We start from the raw sequence: 16,912 nt of genomic DNA, 5'->3' as shown, positions 1-16,912 counted from the left end.
GAGCGTGGAGGGCCAAGGGAAAAGGCGGGGTGTCTGCAAAGCTTTCTCTGGGGGCCCGATCGCCCGAAGGCTGATCGAAGCGGCCAGAACGCTCACGTGAAAGAAGTATGGGCCCATCACGGCCCCAAGGGCTCGTGCGCACGCACAAAGAATCCTTTCTCGGAATTTTTGCCTTCGGCTGGTAAAATCAGGGGTTCGGCCAGTCCAAGGCTGGCGGTGCCCCCCCGATGTGGGGGTGGTTCGGCGCGGCCCGTTCTTTCCAGGAAACGCATGACTCCCATCGACAAGATCCGTAATATCGCCATCATCGCCCACGTGGACCACGGCAAGACCACGCTGGTGGACGCCCTCTTCAAGGGCGCCCACATGTTCCGGGACAACCAGCGGGTCCAGGAACGCGCCATGGACTCCAACGATCAGGAGCGTGAGCGCGGCATCACCATCCTGGCCAAGACCACTGCTCTGCACTGGGGCGGCTACCGCTTCAACATCGTGGACACTCCCGGTCACGCCGATTTCGGCGGTGAAGTGGAGCGGGTGCTCTCCATGGTGGACTCCGTGCTGCTGGTGGTGGATGCCTTCGACGGCCCCATGCCCCAGACCAAGTTCGTGACCCGCAAGGCCCTGGCCCTGGGCCTGCGCCCTATCGTCGTCATCAACAAGGTGGATCGCCCCGGCGCCCGCCCCCACTGGGCCCAGGACCAGGTTTTCGACCTCCTCATCGAGCTCGGTGCCACCGACGAGCAGCTCGACTTCCCCTGTGTCTTCGCCTCCGCCAAGGAAGGCTACGCCATGATGGACGTCAATGACGCGTCCGACACCATGGATCCTCTCTTCGACGCCATCGTGAAGAACTGCCCCAAGCCCACCGGCAGCGCCGAGGCCCCCCTGCAGATGCTCCTGACTCTCATGGACTGGAGCGACTTCGTGGGCCAGATCGGCATCGGCCGCATCGTCAACGGCACCCTCAAGGTGGGTGAGACCGTCTCCCTTGTGAAGCGTGACGGCAGTGTCCAGCAGCACCGGGTGACCCAGCTCTACGGCTTCGAAGGCCTCCAGCGCATCGCGGCCACCGAGGCTGCCGCTGGCGAGATCGTCGCCCTGGCCGGTATCCCCGACATCCGGGTGGGTGAGACCATTGCCAGCCTGGAGAACCCCCAGGCTCTCCCCTACGTGGAAATCGACGAGCCCACCATCTCCATGATGTTCATGGTGAACAATGGTCCCTTCGCCGGTCAGGATGGCAAGCTGGTCCAGAGCCGCCGCATCCGCGAGCGCCTGACCAAGGAGTTGCAGTTCAACGTGGCCCTGCGGGTGGAGGATACCGAGAGCCCCGACTCCTGGAAGGTCAGCGGCCGTGGCGAGCTTCATCTCTCGGTGCTCATCGAGACCATGCGTCGTGAGGGCTTCGAGCTCTGCGTCAGCCGCCCCGAAGTGATCATCCACACGGATCCTGTGACCGGTGAGAAGCAGGAGCCCTACGAGGATGTGACCATCGACGTGCCCGAGGCCACCATGGGTGTGGTCATGGAGCAGATGGGTCTCCGCAAGGCCGAGATGCAGGACATGGGCAACGAGGGTGGGCGCGTTCGCCTGCACTTCAAGATCCCCAGCCGTGGCCTCATCGGCTACCGCTCCCAGCTCATGACCGACTCCCGCGGCGAGGGCATCATCAACACCCTCTTCAGCCACTACGGCCCCTACAAGGGTGACCTGCCCGGCCGCAAGAACGGTGTGCTCATCTGCATGGAACAGTGCGAGTCCGTGGGCTTTGCCCTCATGAACCTGGAAGAGCGCGGCGTCATCTTCATCCACCCCCAGACCAAGTGCTACGAGGGCATGATCGTGGGCGAGCACGCCCGGGAGAACGACCTGGTGGTGAACGTTGCCAAGGGTAAGAAGCTCAGCAATATGCGTACGACTTCCAGCGATGAGGCCACCCGTCTGACGCCTCCCCGGGAGTACACCCTGGAGCAGGCTCTCGAATACATCGAGTCCGATGAGCTGGTGGAGGTGACCCCGAGCTTCATCCGCATGCGCAAGCGCGTGCTGGACGAGAACGACCGCAAGAGGGCTGAGCGGAAGGGGTAATACTATTCCGGGGGACCGCCCGGCCGCTCTGCGGCCTCTACGTCCCCCGGACCCCGCTCTTCGCTCGGCGGAGCCGAGCTCCTCGCCGAGACTATTCCGGGAGACCGCCCGGCCGCTCTGCGGCCTCTGCGTCCCCCGGACCCCGCTCTTCGTTCGGCGGAGCCGAGCTCCTCGCCGAGACTATCCCGGGGGACCGCCCGGCCGCTCCGCGGCCTCTGTGTCCCCAGGACCCCGCTCTTCGCTCGGCGGAGCCGGGGGGGTCAGGTGGAGAAGTGCGGCGAGCACCTCTTTGAGTTCCCCGTCATAATCCGTCGGTTTCGCCTGGACATGGGCGATGCCGACGGATTTGGCCATCAAGGTGGTCTTGATGCTGGGGCTTTCGGACAGCAGAACGATGGGAATCCTTTCCCAGTCTCCCTGGGTGCGGAGTTTTCCAAGGAATTCCGAGGCTTCGGTGTTGCCGATCAGCTGTTCGATGATGACAAGGTCGGGGGGAGCCTTCCGGCAGGCCTGGAGGGCTTCCAGTAGGTTCCCGGCCTCCAGGACGCGGGTGTAGCCATCCACGAAAAGGGTGCCGGAAAGGATGGCCCGATCCATCTCGTCCTTGACGACCACCAGGATGCGCTTGCCCCGCTTCCGGATGGCGAGAAGGCGCTGGTGGGGAGCCAGGGGATCCGGGGCTACGGTTTCTTCATGCCCCGGTTCCGATGCCAGGCCGTCGTCGTCCGGATCTTCGGTGTCCTCTTGTGGCCGAGCTGCTTCCAGTGGATCGATGTGGAGCTCCGACCATCGGCGCTTCACCGGGAACCCCCGTCCGAAGCTGGGCAGGCGGCGAGTCATGACCTGCTCGAGAATCTGCTGCTCTGACTCGCCGAGACACTCCAGGCGCAAACCCATCAGGACCCCGGCCGGGGTTGAAGAAATGTGGGCCACGGTCGCGCCACACTCGATCACGGGTGTATGGGGCAGGTTCTGGATGCGGACGATGGGAAGACTCCTTCCCACGGGGAAGATTTCTGAGTTCACGGGAAGCTTCCGGTCCTCCCTGATGGAAATCGCCCGCTCAATCTTCATGCAGAGGCCTTCCATGCTCAGGTTTACGAGACCTCCCGTAGCGCCGGTCCCGTCGAAAAATCCCTCCAGGACCGTGGCGGAGGCCCTCTCCCGGTGGCTGAACCGGGTTCTCAGCTTGCAGCGCCGTTCTGCGTGGCGGATCACTTCCGGAATCTGGAAGCAGGCTTTCATGTAAGAATCGCGGGCCTTGAAGCGGATCTGGGTGCGGAAGCGCATCCCGTCGATCATGAAGATCATCTCCATGGCGGAAGGGGGCGTGATGTCCCCAGGGATTGAGCGCTGGAGAGTCAGGACCATGATTCCTTCCTCCTCCCGAAGCAGGTCTACCCTGGCCATTGCGGGCGCCAGATCCCCTTTCCTCATCCATATCTGGACAGGGGTGCGTATACGAATCAGTTCTTCGATATACGCCAATATCGTGGGGCGATCCCTGAGTACGGGCTCGCCAGCCTCATCCTCCCTGGATTTGATAAATCCAAGCAATGCCATGGCCCACCGATCAAATAAGTTGAAGGGATGATAAGTGGTTTTGAAATGGAAGTCATTAAGGAATTCATCTTCCGCGTGAGCTGGCCGTCCGTTCCCGATGTGACCGACGTACAGAAAATGTCACAAGTTGATCTGGTTTGTGACAAATATGTCGTTTTAGGTGAAGAGCGATTCCGGGGCCTCCTTGAGACGTCTGGCTTTCCCGGTACCGACTGCGATGGCACCAATCGTGCTGGTCCCATACGGGAGGCCGCATGGTTCGGGGTTCGGATGATACACACAGGATGGAGCTGGAAGCGCTCCATGCCATTTCCCGGCTACTTTCGGCCACTTCCATGCAGAGAGAGAGTCTGAGGGAGATTCTCAAGGTTCTGGACGAACGGCTTCACCTCAAACGGGGCACGGTGACTCTGCTGACGATGGATGATGCTGAACTCGTGGTGGAGGCCGTGGGTGAAGTCGAGGTTACGCCAGAGCAGATGGCGGCGACCTACCGCGAGGGTGAAGGCATCCTGGGGCATGTTCTGGCGACGGGCCGGGCAGAGGTCGTTCCGGTCGTTTCCCGGGAACCGCGCTTCCAGAACAGGATCCATAAGCGGGGACCAGGGAAGGGGGAGTTCAGCTTCATATGCGTACCGATCTCACTGGGCAGCGAGGTGCTGGGAACCCTTTCCTGCGACTTGATGCACAGCGTGCAATTCGGCTTGGACAATGCTGAACGCTTTCTTGGGATCGTGGCCAGCATGATCGCCGGAGACATGCAGAACCGCAGGGTGCTCCGCCTCCAGCGGGAAGCGCTGGAGAGTGAGAACCGGCGCCTCAAGGATGCCCTGATCTGCGACTACCATCCCGAGAACATCATCGGGAATGCCCGGGAGATGCGTCAGGTCTATCGCAAGATCAAGCAGGTGGCTTCCTCGGACACCACGGTATTGATCCGGGGGGAATCGGGTACCGGCAAAGAGCTGGTGGCTTCGGCTCTCCACTACAGCGGATCCCGGGCCGATGGGCCTCTGGTCAAGGTGAACTGCGCCGCCCTCAGTGAGAACCTTTTGGAGAGTGAGCTTTTCGGTCATGAGAAGGGTGCCTTCACGGGGGCCTACCAGTCCCGGAAGGGGCGCATCGAGGAGGCCGAGGGTGGCACCCTGTTTCTGGATGAGATCGGCGAGTTCTCCCCCCTGACCCAAGTCAAGCTCCTGCGGGTCATCCAGGAGCGGGAATACGAGAGCGTGGGCAGCAATCGGACCAAGCGGGCCAATGTCCGCATCATCGCCGCCACCCACCGGGACCTGGAGGCAGCTGTGGCAGACGGTTCCTTCCGGCAGGACTTCTACTATCGGATCAATGTCTTTCCCATCCTCCTCCCCTCCCTGCGGGCCCGGAAGAGCGACATCCTCCTTCTGGCCAACCATTTCGCGGAGAAGTGCGGCAAAACCCTCGGCAAGCCTATTCACCGCATCAGCACCTCGGCCATCAACATGCTGCTTTCCTACCATTGGCCCGGCAACGTCCGGGAATTGGAGAACTGCATGGAGCATGCTGCTTTGGTGTGCGGTGGAGAGGTGATCCAGGGCCAGGATCTGCCGCCAACCCTCCAGATGCCTGGAATCGAAGAACAGGCTACGGACTCCAGCAATCTCAAGCAGCGGGTCGCCATGCTGGAACGGGAGATCATCATCGACGCCCTCAAGCGATGCAATGGAAGGGTGGTGGAGGTGGCCGGGGAGCTGGGCATCACGGATCGCATGGTCCGATACAAGCTCAAGAACCTGGGGATAGATGTGAAGGCCATTACACGGCAGCACTGAGTTCCGGTTGAGGCGAAGCGGGGGTGGAAGACGTTAGGAAGCGTCGTCCACCCCCGTCTTTATCTTCGGCGTTCAGGTGGATTTTCTTGATCTGGATGCATCCAATTCATCCGGGGCCAACATGTTTCTCTCTTCGGGGAAAGCGCGAGCCGTGGCTCTCGAGCTGAATAGCGACCATTCGGAAATCTATTTCCGAATGGCCAAGTCTTGGAAATGTATTTCCATATGTATGTAAATGTTGATTTAATTGGATATGTTTTGGTTTGTTCGCTGGGAATGCATCGGGTATCGCCATTTGTTTCCAATTATAGGCGCCTGTTACGAACGCTGATTTTGCTTTAAGTGTTGATGTGGTTGTTGTTGATTGACGATTTTCAATCTGGCACGGCTCTCGCTCTAGGAAAGTGCCGCAGAGGCGAAGGAGAAGCCAGATGAGAAAAGTTGCAATCTACGGGAAGGGTGGCATCGGCAAGTCAACGACCACTCAGAACACTGTCGCGGGCCTGGCTGAAGCTGGCAAGAAGGTGATGGTTGTGGGGTGTGATCCCAAGGCCGACTCGACCCGCCTGCTGCTGGGCGGCCTGGTTCAGAACACGGTGCTGGACACCCTTCGGGAAGAGGGCGAGGACGTGGAGCTCGACGACGTTCTGAAGGTGGGATTCAAGGGCACCAGCTGCACTGAGTCCGGCGGCCCCGAGCCGGGCGTCGGCTGTGCCGGCCGCGGCATCATCACCAGCATCAACCTCCTGGAGCAGTTGGGAGCCTACGATGCGGACAAGGCTCTCGATTACGTCTTCTACGATGTGCTGGGTGACGTGGTCTGCGGCGGTTTTGCCATGCCTATCCGGGATGGCAAGGCCGAGGAAATCTACATCGTGTGCTCCGGCGAGATGATGGCCATGTATGCGGCCAACAACATCTGCAAGGGCATCATGAAGTTCGCCGAGTCTGGCACGGTCCGCCTGGGTGGCCTGATCTGCAACAGCCGCAACGTGGACAACGAGCGGGAGATGATCGAGGAGTTCGCCAAGCAGCTGGGTACCCAGATGATCCACTTCGTGCCCCGCGAAAACCAGGTTCAGCGCGCTGAGATCAACCGCAAGACCGTCATCGAGTTCAGCCCCGAGCACAGCCAGGCCGACGAATACCGCGCCCTGTCCCAGAAGATCGACCAGAACAAGATGTTCGTGGTTCCCACGCCCCTGCCCATCGATTCCCTTGAGAAGCTTCTCATCGATTTCGGTATCGCCAACTAAGAACATGATTTTCATCTTTTATCCTGGCCATCCTGTAAATCCTGTTTCAAAAAAGCAATTAATCAGGATGGGCAGGATGTATAGGATGAATAAATAAAAAAATTAATTTAATCCTGTAAATGCTTAGGAGAAATCATGTTGATGATCCGTTCCATCATCCGCCCCGAGAAGGTGGATGCTGTCCTCGCCGCCCTCATGGAAGCTGGCTTCCCTGCGGTGACCAAGATGAACGTTGTTGGCCGTGGCAAGCAGCGCGGCATCAAGATCGGCGAGATCGTCTATGACGAGATTCCCAAGGAACTCCTGATCACTGTCGTTGCCGACAAGGACAAGGATCTCGTGATCAAGACCATCACCCAGGCTGCCCGCACTGGCTCCAAGGGGTCCTTCGGCGATGGCAAGATCTTCGTATCCCCCGTGGAGGAGGTTTACACCGTGTCCTCTGGCCTCAAGGAGACCGGGGCCGCCCTCTCGGAGGTCGGCGTATGAAAGAGGTCATGGCAGTTGTCCGCATGAACATGATGAACAAGACCAAGCGCGCCCTCGCGGATGCCGGCATCAGTTCCATGATGGCCAAGGATGCCCTGGGTCGCGGCAAGGGTCTGGTGGACTTCAAGCTCCTGGCAGGTGCCGAAAAGGGCTACGAAGAAGCCATCGCCCAGTTGGGTCAGAGTCAGCGCCTCATCCCCAAGCGTGTCATCAACGTGATCGTTCCCGATGAGCTGGTGTCCAAGACGGTGGAAACCATCATGGCTGCCAACCAGACCGGCAAGCCCGGCGACGGCAAGATCTTCGTCATGCCGATCCTGGACGCCTGCCGTATCCGGGTCAGCGAGCCCGGCGAATCCGTCCTCGACGAGGCGTAGAGAAAAGAAGGCCTTCTTTCTCCGCGCACTCCGCGGCTCCGCGTGATCAGAAAAGCTGCTGCACGCGGAGCCGCGGAGAGGCGGAGAAACGCAAAAGAGCCTTTTCTCCCTTCCTCCTCCCAGAACCAGACACACGAAACACCAGGAGTTACCATGCCCTCGAAGCTCACACCCGAGGAACTGAAGCAGGAGCTGCTCAAGGCTTATCCTGCCAAGGTCGCCCGGAAGCGCGAAAAGCAGATCATCATCAACAAGCACAAGGATCCGTCTGCCAACGGTCTGCCCACCACCAATGAAGTCCTTGCGAACGCGCGCACCATCCCTGGCATCCTCAGCATGCGTGGCTGTGCCTACGCCGGCTGCAAGGGCGTGGTGCTCGGTCCCACCCGCGACATCCTTCACATCGTCCACGGCCCCATCGGCTGCAGCTACTACGCCTGGCTGACCCGTCGGAACCAGACCCGCCCCGTGTCCGATGAAGACCCCAACTTCATGACTTACTGTTTTTCCACGGACATGCAGGAAGAGGACATCATCTACGGCGGCGAGAAGAAGCTGAAGAAGGCCATCGACGAGGCCATCGCCATCTTCAAGCCCAAGGCCTTGGACATCTTCTCCACCTGCCCCGTGGGCCTGATCGGTGATGACGTCCATGCCGTCGCCCGGGAGATGGAAGCCAAGTACCCCGACGTCAACATCTTCGGCTTCAGCTGCGAGGGCTACAAGGGCGTTTCCCAGTCCGCCGGTCACCACATCGCCAACAACAAGGTCTTCACCGACGTCCTCGGTCTGGGCGACCTCAAGAAGCCCGGCAAGTATCGGGTCAACCTCCTGGGTGAGTACAACATCGGTGGGGATGCCTTCGAGCTCGAACGCGTTTTCGAAAAGTGCGGCATCACCCTCCAGGCCACCTTCAGCGGCAACTCGACCTACGAGGAATTCACCTCCGCCCACAACGTGGATCTGAACCTGGTCATGTGCCACCGCTCGATCAACTACATGGCCGACATGATGGAGACCAAATACGGCATCCCCTGGTTCAAGGTGAACTTCATCGGTGCCGAGTCCTCCGCCAAGTCCCTGCGCAAGATCGGCCAGTACTACGGTGACCAGGAGCTCATCGACCGTATCGAGGCCGTGATCGCCGAGGAGATGCCCGCCATCGAGGCCGCCAGGGCTACCCACCGTCCCTCCCTGGAAGGCAAGACCGCGGTCCTCTTCGTGGGTGGCTCCCGGGCCCACCACTACCAGGACCTCTTCCACGAGTTGGGCATGGAGACCATCAGCGCCGGCTACGAGTTCGCCCACCGGGACGACTACGAAGGCCGTCACGTTCTCTCCAGCATCAAGGTCGATGCCGACAGCCGCAACATCGAGGAGATCGAGGTCCACCCCGATGCCGAGCTCTACAAGGAGCGCGTCACCCCGGAGCGCAAGGCCGAACTGCTGGCCATGGGCATCGAGATGAACGGCTACGAGGGCATGATGCCCGAGATGAAGGAAGGTGCGCTCATCATCGACGACCTGAACCACCACGAGGCCGAGGTCCTGATCGAGAAGGTCAAGCCCGCGATCTTCGGTGCCGGCGTCAAGGAGAAGTACGTCATCCAGAAGAGCGGCGTGCCCCTCAAGCAGCTCCACAGCTACGACTACAGCGGCCCCTATGCCGGATTCAAGGGTGCCATCAACTTCTACGCCGAGATTGACCGCCTGGTGAACGCAAGCTGCTGGGGTCTGGTCAAGGCCCCCTGGCAGTCCAGCCCCGAGCTGAGCGCTTCCTACGCCTACGTCGGTTGAGAACGGAGAGACCATGCTACTGAGACACACCACTGCCGAAACGATCGTCGAGCGTGAAGCCCTGACCATCAACCCAGCCAAGACCTGTCAGCCCATCGGGGCCATGTATGCCGCCCTTGGCATTCACAAGTGCCTGCCCCACAGCCACGGCTCCCAGGGTTGCTGTTCCTACCACCGCAGCATGCTGACCCGGCACTTCAAAGAGCCGGTGATGGCCGCCACCTCTGCCTTCACGGAAGGCGCCTCCGTCTTCGGCGGCCAGGCCAACCTGGTGGAAGCCCTGGGGAACATCTTCTCCATCTACAACCCCGACATCGTGGCCATCCACACCACCTGCCTCTCCGAGACCATTGGTGACGATTGCGGTCAGATCGCCTCCAAGGCCCTTGAGTCCGGCAAGATCCCCGCTGGCAAGGTGGTCATCAACACCAGCACCCCCAGCTATGTGGGTAGCCACATCACCGGCTTCTCCAACATGGTCAAGAGCATGGTGACCTCCCTCTCCGAGAGCACCAAGCCCGGCAAGGACAACGTCGTCAACATCATTCCCGGCTTCGTGGATCCCTCCGATATGGAAGAGATCAAGCGCCTGGCCGGCGAGCTGGGGGTGAAGACCATCCTCTTCCCCGACACCAGCAACGTGGTGAACGGCCCCATGACCGGCAAGTTCCACATGTATCCCGCCGGGGGCACCACCATTGAGGAACTCAGGGCCACCGGCGACAGCAAGGCCACCCTCGCCCTGGGGCCCAGTGCCTCCGGTGCTGCCGCCAAGGCCCTCGACACCAAGTGCAAGGTGCCCTGCCAGGAACTGGAGCTTCCCATCGGCCTCCAGGCTACGGATCGCTTCGTTGATGCCCTGCGCAAGGTCGCTGGAGTCACGGTTCCCGAGAGCATCAACCGCGAGCGCGGTCAGCTCCTGGACATGATGACCGACATGCACCAGTACACCTACGGTCGCAAGGTCGCCATTGCCGGTGACCCCGATCATCTGGTCTCCCTGGTGGAGTTCCTGGTCAGCCTGGACATGAAGCCCATCCACATTGTTACCGGCACCCCCGGCAAGAAGATTGCTCCCCGCTTCAAGGCCTCTCTGGAGAAGATGGGCCGCCCCGGCAACCTCAAGGCCCCCGGCGACCTCTTCCACCTCCACCAGTGGATCAAGCAGGAGCCCGTGGATCTGATCCTGGGCAACACCCACTGCAAGTACATCGCCCGGGACGAGGACACCCCCCTCGTGCGCGTCGGCTTCCCCATCATCGACCGGGTCGGCCACCAGTACATGCCCACCCTCGGCTACCGGGGCGCCATCCGCCTCCTGGAAAAGATTCTCAGTGCCCTCATGGACCGCCAGGACCGGGACGCGCCGGAAGAATCCTTCGAACTCGTGATGTAAGAGAACACGGAGTTGATGCAGAGATACCTGAGGAAAGTGCTTATCACGTAGCTTTACCTCCGCGCTCTCCGCGGCTCCGCGTGAATCCAATCTTTTCTTTCAAAAGAAAGTCTCACGCGGAGTCGCGGAGGAGCGGAGAAAAGGCAAATCGATAAGCACTCTTTCCTCTTGCTTCTCTTTTCAACTCCTTTGATTTTAAGGGATTAAAATGACTGGCCTCAAACTGCTCGACGAAAGACGCCGCCAGGTCTTCGAGAAGGGCTCGGAGCCAGCGGATTTTGAGATCGCCTGCGGCAAGCCGAGCCTTTCGGGCGCGGTGAGCCAGAGGGCATGTGTTTTCTGCGGTTCCCGGGTGGTGCTCTATCCCATCGCCGATGCCCTCCACATCGTCCATGGCCCCGTGGGTTGCGCCGCCTACACCTGGGACATCCGGGGCTCCCGCTCCTCGGGCCCGGAACTCCACCGCATGAGCTTCACCACGGACCTTCGGGAGACCGACATCATCTATGGTGGGGAGAAGAAGCTGGAAGCCGCCCTGCGCCAGCTCATCGCCCGCCACAATCCCAGGGCGGCCTTCGTCTACGGCACCTGCGTCGTGGGTGTCATCGGTGATGATGTGGATGCCGTCTGCCGCAAGATGACCGCCGAGTGCGGCATCCCCGTGATCGCCGTCCACTCCGAGGGCTTCAAGGGCACCAAGAAGGACGGCTACAAGGCCGCCTGCGATGCGCTGTGGCGCATCGTCGACTCCGGGGAAACGACGGAAAAGCGCCCCTATTCCATCAACATCCTCGGGGAGTTCAATATCGCTGGGGAGGCCTGGATCCTGAAGGAATACTTCAGGAAGATGGGGGTCGAAGTGGTCTCGACCTTCACCGGGGACGGCCGGATCGATGAGATCCGCAACGCCCGTCAGGCTTCCCTCAACCTGGTCCAGTGCTCCGGCTCCATCACGGCCCTCGCCTCCCGGATGAAGTCGGAGTACGGGATACCCTTCATCCGGGTCTCCTTCTTCGGCATTGAGGACGTCTCCAAGGCGCTCTACGCCGTTGCTGACACCTTCAAGGACAACAAGGACATCATGGCCCGGACCCGGGCGCTGGTTTCCGAAGAACTATCGGTCCTGCTGCCCCAACTCGAAAAATACCGCAAGGATCTGACCGGCAAGAAGGCCGCCATATACGTGGGTGGCGCCTTCAAGGCCTTCTCCCTGATCGTGGCCCTGCGCCACCTGGGGATGTCTGTGGTGCTGGCCGGATCCCAGACCGGCAACAAGGACGACTACGAGACCCTCAAGGAGATCTGCGATGAGGGGGCCGTCATCGTGGACGACACCAACCCTGTGGAACTCTGCAAGTTCATGCTGGAGAAGGGCGTCGACCTTCTCATCGGCGGCGTCAAGGAGCGCCCCATGGCCTACAAGCTGGGCGTGGCCTTCTGCGACCACAACCACGAGCGGAAGATCCCCCTCGCGGGCTTTGAGGGCATGGTGGCCTTCGCCAAGGAGGTTCACGCCTCGGTCATGAGCCCTGTCTGGAAGTTCGCGCCGCGGATGGAGGCGAAGCCATGAGCACCAAGACCAAACTCATCACTGAACCCGGCCGCGAGGTCACCCAGGATGCCTGCCGCGTCTGCGCCCCCCTCGGGGCCTGCCTGGCATTCAAGGGGGTCGAGGGCGCCGTGACCCTGCTTCACGGTTCCCAGGGCTGCGCGACCTATATCCGCCGCTACCTCATCAGTCACTTCCGGGAGCCCATCGATGTGGCCTCCTCCAGCTTCACCGAGGAGACCGCCGTCTTCGGCGGCAAGGCCAACCTCCTGGCGGGCCTGGACAACATCTCCCGGCAGTACACCCCACAGCTCATCGGTGTGGCCACCACCTGCCTCTCCGAGACCATCGGAGACGATGTGGCTGCGGTCCTTCGCGACCGGGTTCCCGCCGATCCCGAAGAGAAGTGCAAGGTCCTCAACGTCTCCACGCCCAGCTACAGCGGTTCCCACGCCGATGGCTTCTACCGGGCCGTTCGGTCCCTGGTGAGCGCGCTTACGGAGGAGACCTCGGAAGTCTTCACTCAGCGTCTCAATGTCTTCCCTGGCATGGCCACCCCGGCCGATATCCGCTGGCTGAAGAGCCTCTTCAAGGCCTGGGGCCTGGAAGCCGTGGTCCTACCGGACTACTCGGACACTCTGGATGGCGGCCTCTGGGATACCTATCAGCGCATCCCCTCCGGCGGCACGTCTCTGGCGGCCATCCGGGGCATGGGAGGGGCGGAGTGCTCCCTGGAGTTCGGCCATGCCCTCAATCCCGCTGACTCCGCCGCTGTCTGGCTGGAGGAGTGCCGGGGTGTGAAACGTCTGCTCTTGGGTGCTCCCGTGGGCGTTGCGGCCTCGGATCTCTTCTTCCACCGCCTGCAGGCCCTCACTGGCCGCGATTTCCCTGCGGACCTTTCAGCCGAGAGGGGCCGCCTCATCGACGCCTACGCCGATGGCCACAAGTATGTCTCCGGCAAGCGGGCGGCGGTCTATGGCGACGCCGATCTGGTGGCCACCCTGGCGCTCTTCCTGCTGGAGATCGGTGTCACCCCCGTGGTGTGCGCTGCGGGCGGTCCGGTCAGCGCTTTCCGGGAGGTGATGAAGGGTCTGGTGCCGGACTTCGAGGAACGCGGCATGGAGGTCCTGTCCGATGTCGACTTCGATCACATCGAGCAGGCCACGGCTCGGGTCGGTGTCGACTTCATGATCGGCAGCAGCAAGGGCTACAAGGCCGCCAAGCGCCTGGGGGTTCCCCTGGTGCGGGTCGGGTTCCCGATCCACGATCGCTTCGGCGCGGCGCGTCAGCGCCTGATGGGCTATGACGGCACCCAGCGGCTCTTCGACGAGCTGGTGAACACCCTCCTCTCCCACACCCAGGAAGCCACGGGCCTGGGCTATTCGTACATGTAATGAGGCTGACCATGAGCAAGAAAACCCACCCCTGTTTCGACGCCGACTGTGCGGGCACCCACTCCCGCCTGCACCTCCCCGTGGCCCCCAAGTGCAACCTCCAGTGCAAGTTCTGCGACCGCAAGTTCGACTGTCTCAACGAGAGTCGGCCCGGCGTGTCCAGTGCCCTGCTTACCCCTTGGGAGGCTGCGGACTATGTGGATCGCATGGCCAACAAGCTCCCCAACCTTTCGGTGGTCGGCATCGCCGGTCCCGGTGACCCCTTCGCCAACCCCGACGAAACCCTGAACACCTTCCGCCTGGTGGCGGCCCGCCACCCCGGCATGAGCCTCTGCGTGGCCACCAACGGGCTGGAGCTGCTCCAGTATGTGCCGAACCTCAAGTCCATCGGCGTCAGTCACGTCACAGTCACGGTGAACGCCGTGGATCCCGAGATCGGCCAGAACGTCTACAGCTGGTTCCGGGTGGGCCGCCGGGCCCTCACGGGGGTCGAGGGGGCCACGGTCCTGCTGGAGCGCCAGGAGGCATCCATCAAGGCTCTGAAGGAGGCCGGGATCCTGGTGAAGATCAACTCCATCGTCATTCCCGGCGTCAACGAGCACCACATTGAGGCCATCGCTGCCCGCATGAAGGAACTGGGCGCCGATCTCATGAACTGCATGCCCATGCACCCCAGCCCTGGCTCCACCTTCGCTCCCCTGGGTGAGCCGACGCCCGAGATCATGACCCACATCAAGGAGCTGTCGAAGCGCTACCTGGGACAGATGGAGCACTGCAACCGCTGCCGTGCGGATGCCGCCGGCATCATCGGCCAGGATGACACCGAACTGGTGCACCAGGAGATGATGGCTGCCAAGGCCTCTGCCCGGGCCACGAACGAGGATCTGGTCTTTGACAAGGCCGACACCGATCACCCCTGCATTGCCGTGGCAACCCGCGAAGGTCTCCTGGTCAACCAGCACCTGGGCGAGGCCGAGAGCCTGCGCATCTACCGCCTGGAAGGGGACAGGATCGTGCTCAGTGGTGAGCGGGCCACCCCAGAACCCGGCGGGGGACAATCCCGCTGGCAGGCCCTGGGTGCCAGCATCTCGGACTGCCAAGTGGTTCTCTGCAGCGGCATCGGCGAGATGCCGAAGACGGCCTTGGAAGCATGCGGTCTCAAAGTCCTGGTCCTGGAAGGCTTGGTGGACGGTGCTCTCAAGTCCATCTTCGCCAACGAACTCCCCACCCACATGCTGGCCCGCTGCTCCACCAAGTGCGGCGAGAAGTGCTCGGGGACCGGGGCCGGGTGCGGTTGAGACGCCCACACCACAAAAAGAGTCAACGCAGAGGGCGCAGAGGATGAAAAGAAAGGGCGCAGAGGGAAAAGCAAGAAAAGCAAATGGGCCGTCCTCTACCAGCTTGGCTTTTCCTTCATCTTTTCTCGCTTTTCAGCTTTTCTCTGCGCCCTTGCATTTCCATCTCCGCGCCCTCTGCGTTCCAGCATTTTTTTCACCACAAGGAGCCCACCATGGAAAAACCTGAACACCACATCATCGTCTGCTGCGGCTTCCGCACCACGGGTTCGCCCCAGGGCTTCTGCCACAAGAAGGGGGCCATCAACCTCCTGGGCTACCTGGAGAACGAGATCAACGACCGGGGCCTCGAGGGGGTGCAGGTCACCAGCTCGGGCTGTCTCAAGGCCTGTGACCGGGGACCGGTGATGGTCATCCATCCCGAGAACGTATGGTACGGCAAGGTCGAGAGCGAGGATGCCATCGACCAGATCCTGGACGCCATGGAGGCAGGCTCCGTAGTGGAGGATCTGGTCCTGAGCTGAATCCGTTTCCTGCGGTATCCCTTTCATCCCCTTCATCCTGGCTAACTTCACTTTTTTGAATAAAATTTCGCCAGGATGAAGGGGATGAGGAAGAACAGAAGAGGTTGGCCATGGCTGTTGAATTCCCGAGCATGACGTTTGATCACCCCACCTTCGATCCCGCCCGGATCTGGATCACGGATGCGACCTTCCGGGAGGGGCTGCAGGCCATGGCGCCGCTCTCCCTGGTCCAGGCCGCGACAATCTTCGGGCTCATTTCGCGCATCGGCGGGTCTTCGGGGCTGATCCGGGAGTCCGACTTCTTTGTCTACACGGCAGCGCAGCGGGAGCGCCTGGAGGCCTGTCTGGAACTCGGTCTGGAATTCCCCGAGGCCTGTATGTGGATCCGCGCTGCCGCCGAGGATGTCAGGCTGGTGCGCCCCTACGGCGGCGGTCGGGTCAGTGTGGTCATGCCCTGCTCAGACCTGCAGATCCACGAGAAGCTGGGCTTCACCCGGGTGCAGGCCATCAAGCATTACATGGGCCTGGTGGCGACCCTGCTGAGCCTCGGGTTTTCCGTGAAGTGCTCCATGGAGGACATCACCCGGGCGGACATCCGGGGCTTCGCAGCTCCCATCATGGAGTGTCTTTCGGCCCTGGGTCGGGATCGGGTCTCGTTCCGCCTCTGTGACACCCTCGGCCTGGGGGTGCCCATGGAGGGGGCGGGGATCCAGCGCAGTGTGCCGACCCTGATCCGCTGTCTCCAGGAGGACTACGGCATTCCCGGAGATGCCCTGGAGTGGCACGGGCACAATGATTTCCATATGGCCGTGGCGAACTCGACGGCCTGCTGGCTGGCCGGGGCATCCAAGGTCAACGGCTCCTTCCTTGGTCTGGGGGAGCGCAGCGGCATCGCCCCCCTGGAGGCCCTGGTGATGCAGGCCTTCCAGCTGAAGGGCGCGGTCGATCCCGGATCCATGGCGGCCATCGTGGGACTCCGTGACTACATGAAGGCCGAACTTGGGGTTTCCCTGGAGCGGTGCTATCCGATCCTGGGGGAGGAATACCTCAAGGTCCGCTCGGGCATCCATGCGGATGGGTTGGCCAAGAGTATCAGCGCCTACTACCCCTTCGACCCCCGCCAGCTCCTGGGTGCCTCGGTCCATCCTGTCATCACCGATATCTCAGGCCTGGCTGGGCTGGCGGCCTGGCTTCGCGCCACGGGGCGGAAGGGGCCCCACTACCGGGGACGGAAGGACGAACGCCTGAAGGCCATGAAGGCCGAGATCGATCAGGCCTTCGCCGCTGGGCGGACCCGGGAATACAGCGATACGGAACTGGCGCTCCTCTTTGATCGGCACTTCCGCAACGTCCCAATGCACGCAGCTGGCTGA

Annotated in this window: 13 protein-coding genes; 12 read left to right on the top strand and 1 reads right to left on the bottom strand. The window is 61.7% G+C overall.

The genetic code is table 11. From position 1 onward, the window contains the following. Positions 1 to 270 precede the first annotated feature (270 nt). Positions 271 to 2,091 (top strand): translational GTPase TypA, encoded by a 1,821-nt coding sequence (typA, locus tag HOLFODRAFT_RS0204580; RefSeq protein ID WP_005034253.1) that lies wholly within the window; start codon positions 271 to 273, stop codon positions 2,089 to 2,091. 180 nt (positions 2,092 to 2,271) lie between these two features. Here typA and HOLFODRAFT_RS0204575 read toward each other — a convergent pair whose 3' ends face one another. Next, a complete protein-coding gene (locus HOLFODRAFT_RS0204575) occupies positions 2,272 to 3,462 on the bottom strand; it encodes a response regulator (protein WP_005034258.1) in 1,191 nt (396 codons plus the stop codon). Between the two features lie 476 nt (positions 3,463 to 3,938). Here HOLFODRAFT_RS0204575 and HOLFODRAFT_RS0204570 point away from each other — a divergent pair, with 476 nt between their 5' ends. The 11 genes from HOLFODRAFT_RS0204570 (at position 3,939) to HOLFODRAFT_RS19340 (ending at position 16,912) form a co-directional block, all read left to right on the top strand. After that, the gene (locus tag HOLFODRAFT_RS0204570; RefSeq protein WP_211237931.1) at positions 3,939 to 5,462 is read left to right on the top strand and encodes a sigma 54-interacting transcriptional regulator; all 1,524 of its coding nucleotides are present in this window, start codon (positions 3,939 to 3,941) and stop codon (positions 5,460 to 5,462) included. 431 nt (positions 5,463 to 5,893) lie between these two features. After that, entirely contained in the window at positions 5,894 to 6,718 is an 825-nt protein-coding gene (gene nifH, locus HOLFODRAFT_RS0204565; RefSeq protein ID WP_005034263.1) for a nitrogenase iron protein, read from the top strand. Between the two features lie 135 nt (positions 6,719 to 6,853). After that, a complete protein-coding gene (locus HOLFODRAFT_RS0204560) occupies positions 6,854 to 7,207 on the top strand; it encodes a P-II family nitrogen regulator (RefSeq protein WP_005034265.1) in 354 nt (117 codons plus the stop codon). Beyond that, complete coding sequence (locus HOLFODRAFT_RS0204555) at positions 7,204 to 7,584, top strand: P-II family nitrogen regulator (RefSeq protein ID WP_005034266.1); 381 nt, start codon at positions 7,204 to 7,206, stop codon at positions 7,582 to 7,584. The genes HOLFODRAFT_RS0204560 and HOLFODRAFT_RS0204555 overlap by 4 nt, the downstream gene beginning before the upstream one ends. A gap of 153 nt (positions 7,585 to 7,737) precedes the next feature. Further along, positions 7,738 to 9,381 (top strand): nitrogenase molybdenum-iron protein alpha chain, encoded by a 1,644-nt coding sequence (gene nifD / locus HOLFODRAFT_RS0204550; protein ID WP_005034268.1) that lies wholly within the window; start codon positions 7,738 to 7,740, stop codon positions 9,379 to 9,381. A gap of 13 nt (positions 9,382 to 9,394) precedes the next feature. Further along, complete coding sequence (gene nifK / locus HOLFODRAFT_RS0204545; protein WP_005034270.1) at positions 9,395 to 10,777, top strand: nitrogenase molybdenum-iron protein subunit beta; 1,383 nt, start codon at positions 9,395 to 9,397, stop codon at positions 10,775 to 10,777. A 208-nt stretch (positions 10,778 to 10,985) separates the two neighbouring features. After that, complete coding sequence (gene nifE / locus HOLFODRAFT_RS0204540) at positions 10,986 to 12,347, top strand: nitrogenase iron-molybdenum cofactor biosynthesis protein NifE (protein ID WP_005034272.1); 1,362 nt, start codon at positions 10,986 to 10,988, stop codon at positions 12,345 to 12,347. Beyond that, positions 12,344 to 13,720, top strand: coding sequence for a nitrogenase component 1 (locus tag HOLFODRAFT_RS0204535; RefSeq protein WP_005034274.1), 1,377 nt, complete (start codon positions 12,344 to 12,346; stop codon positions 13,718 to 13,720). The genes nifE and HOLFODRAFT_RS0204535 overlap by 4 nt, the downstream gene beginning before the upstream one ends. Before the next feature lie 11 nt (positions 13,721 to 13,731). Continuing rightward, positions 13,732 to 15,018 carry a nitrogenase cofactor biosynthesis protein NifB gene (gene nifB, locus HOLFODRAFT_RS0204530; protein WP_005034281.1) on the top strand — a complete coding sequence of 429 codons (1,287 nt, stop codon included), beginning with the start codon at positions 13,732 to 13,734 and terminating at the stop codon, positions 15,016 to 15,018. 212 nt (positions 15,019 to 15,230) lie between these two features. Continuing rightward, positions 15,231 to 15,539 (top strand): (2Fe-2S) ferredoxin domain-containing protein, encoded by a 309-nt coding sequence (locus HOLFODRAFT_RS0204525; protein WP_005034284.1) that lies wholly within the window; start codon positions 15,231 to 15,233, stop codon positions 15,537 to 15,539. A 110-nt stretch (positions 15,540 to 15,649) separates the two neighbouring features. Then, positions 15,650 to 16,912 (top strand): beta/alpha barrel domain-containing protein, encoded by a 1,263-nt coding sequence (locus HOLFODRAFT_RS19340; RefSeq protein ID WP_005034286.1) that lies wholly within the window; start codon positions 15,650 to 15,652, stop codon positions 16,910 to 16,912.

This window comes from Holophaga foetida DSM 6591, assembly GCF_000242615.2.
GTDB lineage: Bacteria > Acidobacteriota > Holophagae > Holophagales > Holophagaceae > Holophaga > Holophaga foetida.
Note: the sequence above shows the minus strand (reverse complement) of the source record. Positions and strands in the feature narration are given on the sequence as shown.

Bases quoted from the DNA above. Each gene is read 5' to 3' on its own strand.
- HOLFODRAFT_RS19340 (WP_005034286.1), top strand. From the start codon at position 15,650: ATGGCTGTTGAATTCCCGAGCATGACGTTTGATCACCCCACCTTCGAT.
- HOLFODRAFT_RS0204535 (WP_005034274.1), top strand. From the start codon at position 12,344: ATGAGCACCAAGACCAAACTCATCACTGAACCCGGCCGCGAGGTCACC.
- nifB (WP_005034281.1), top strand. From the start codon at position 13,732: ATGAGCAAGAAAACCCACCCCTGTTTCGACGCCGACTGTGCGGGCACC.
- HOLFODRAFT_RS0204570 (WP_211237931.1), top strand. From the start codon at position 3,939: ATGGAGCTGGAAGCGCTCCATGCCATTTCCCGGCTACTTTCGGCCACT.
- typA (WP_005034253.1), top strand. From the start codon at position 271: ATGACTCCCATCGACAAGATCCGTAATATCGCCATCATCGCCCACGTG.
- nifE (WP_005034272.1), top strand. From the start codon at position 10,986: ATGACTGGCCTCAAACTGCTCGACGAAAGACGCCGCCAGGTCTTCGAG.
- HOLFODRAFT_RS0204525 (WP_005034284.1), top strand. From the start codon at position 15,231: ATGGAAAAACCTGAACACCACATCATCGTCTGCTGCGGCTTCCGCACC.
- HOLFODRAFT_RS0204560 (WP_005034265.1), top strand. From the start codon at position 6,854: ATGTTGATGATCCGTTCCATCATCCGCCCCGAGAAGGTGGATGCTGTC.
- nifH (WP_005034263.1), top strand. From the start codon at position 5,894: ATGAGAAAAGTTGCAATCTACGGGAAGGGTGGCATCGGCAAGTCAACG.
- nifD (WP_005034268.1), top strand. From the start codon at position 7,738: ATGCCCTCGAAGCTCACACCCGAGGAACTGAAGCAGGAGCTGCTCAAG.
- nifK (WP_005034270.1), top strand. From the start codon at position 9,395: ATGCTACTGAGACACACCACTGCCGAAACGATCGTCGAGCGTGAAGCC.
- HOLFODRAFT_RS0204555 (WP_005034266.1), top strand. From the start codon at position 7,204: ATGAAAGAGGTCATGGCAGTTGTCCGCATGAACATGATGAACAAGACC.
- HOLFODRAFT_RS0204575 (WP_005034258.1), bottom strand. From the start codon at position 3,462: ATGGTCCTGACTCTCCAGCGCTCAATCCCTGGGGACATCACGCCCCCT.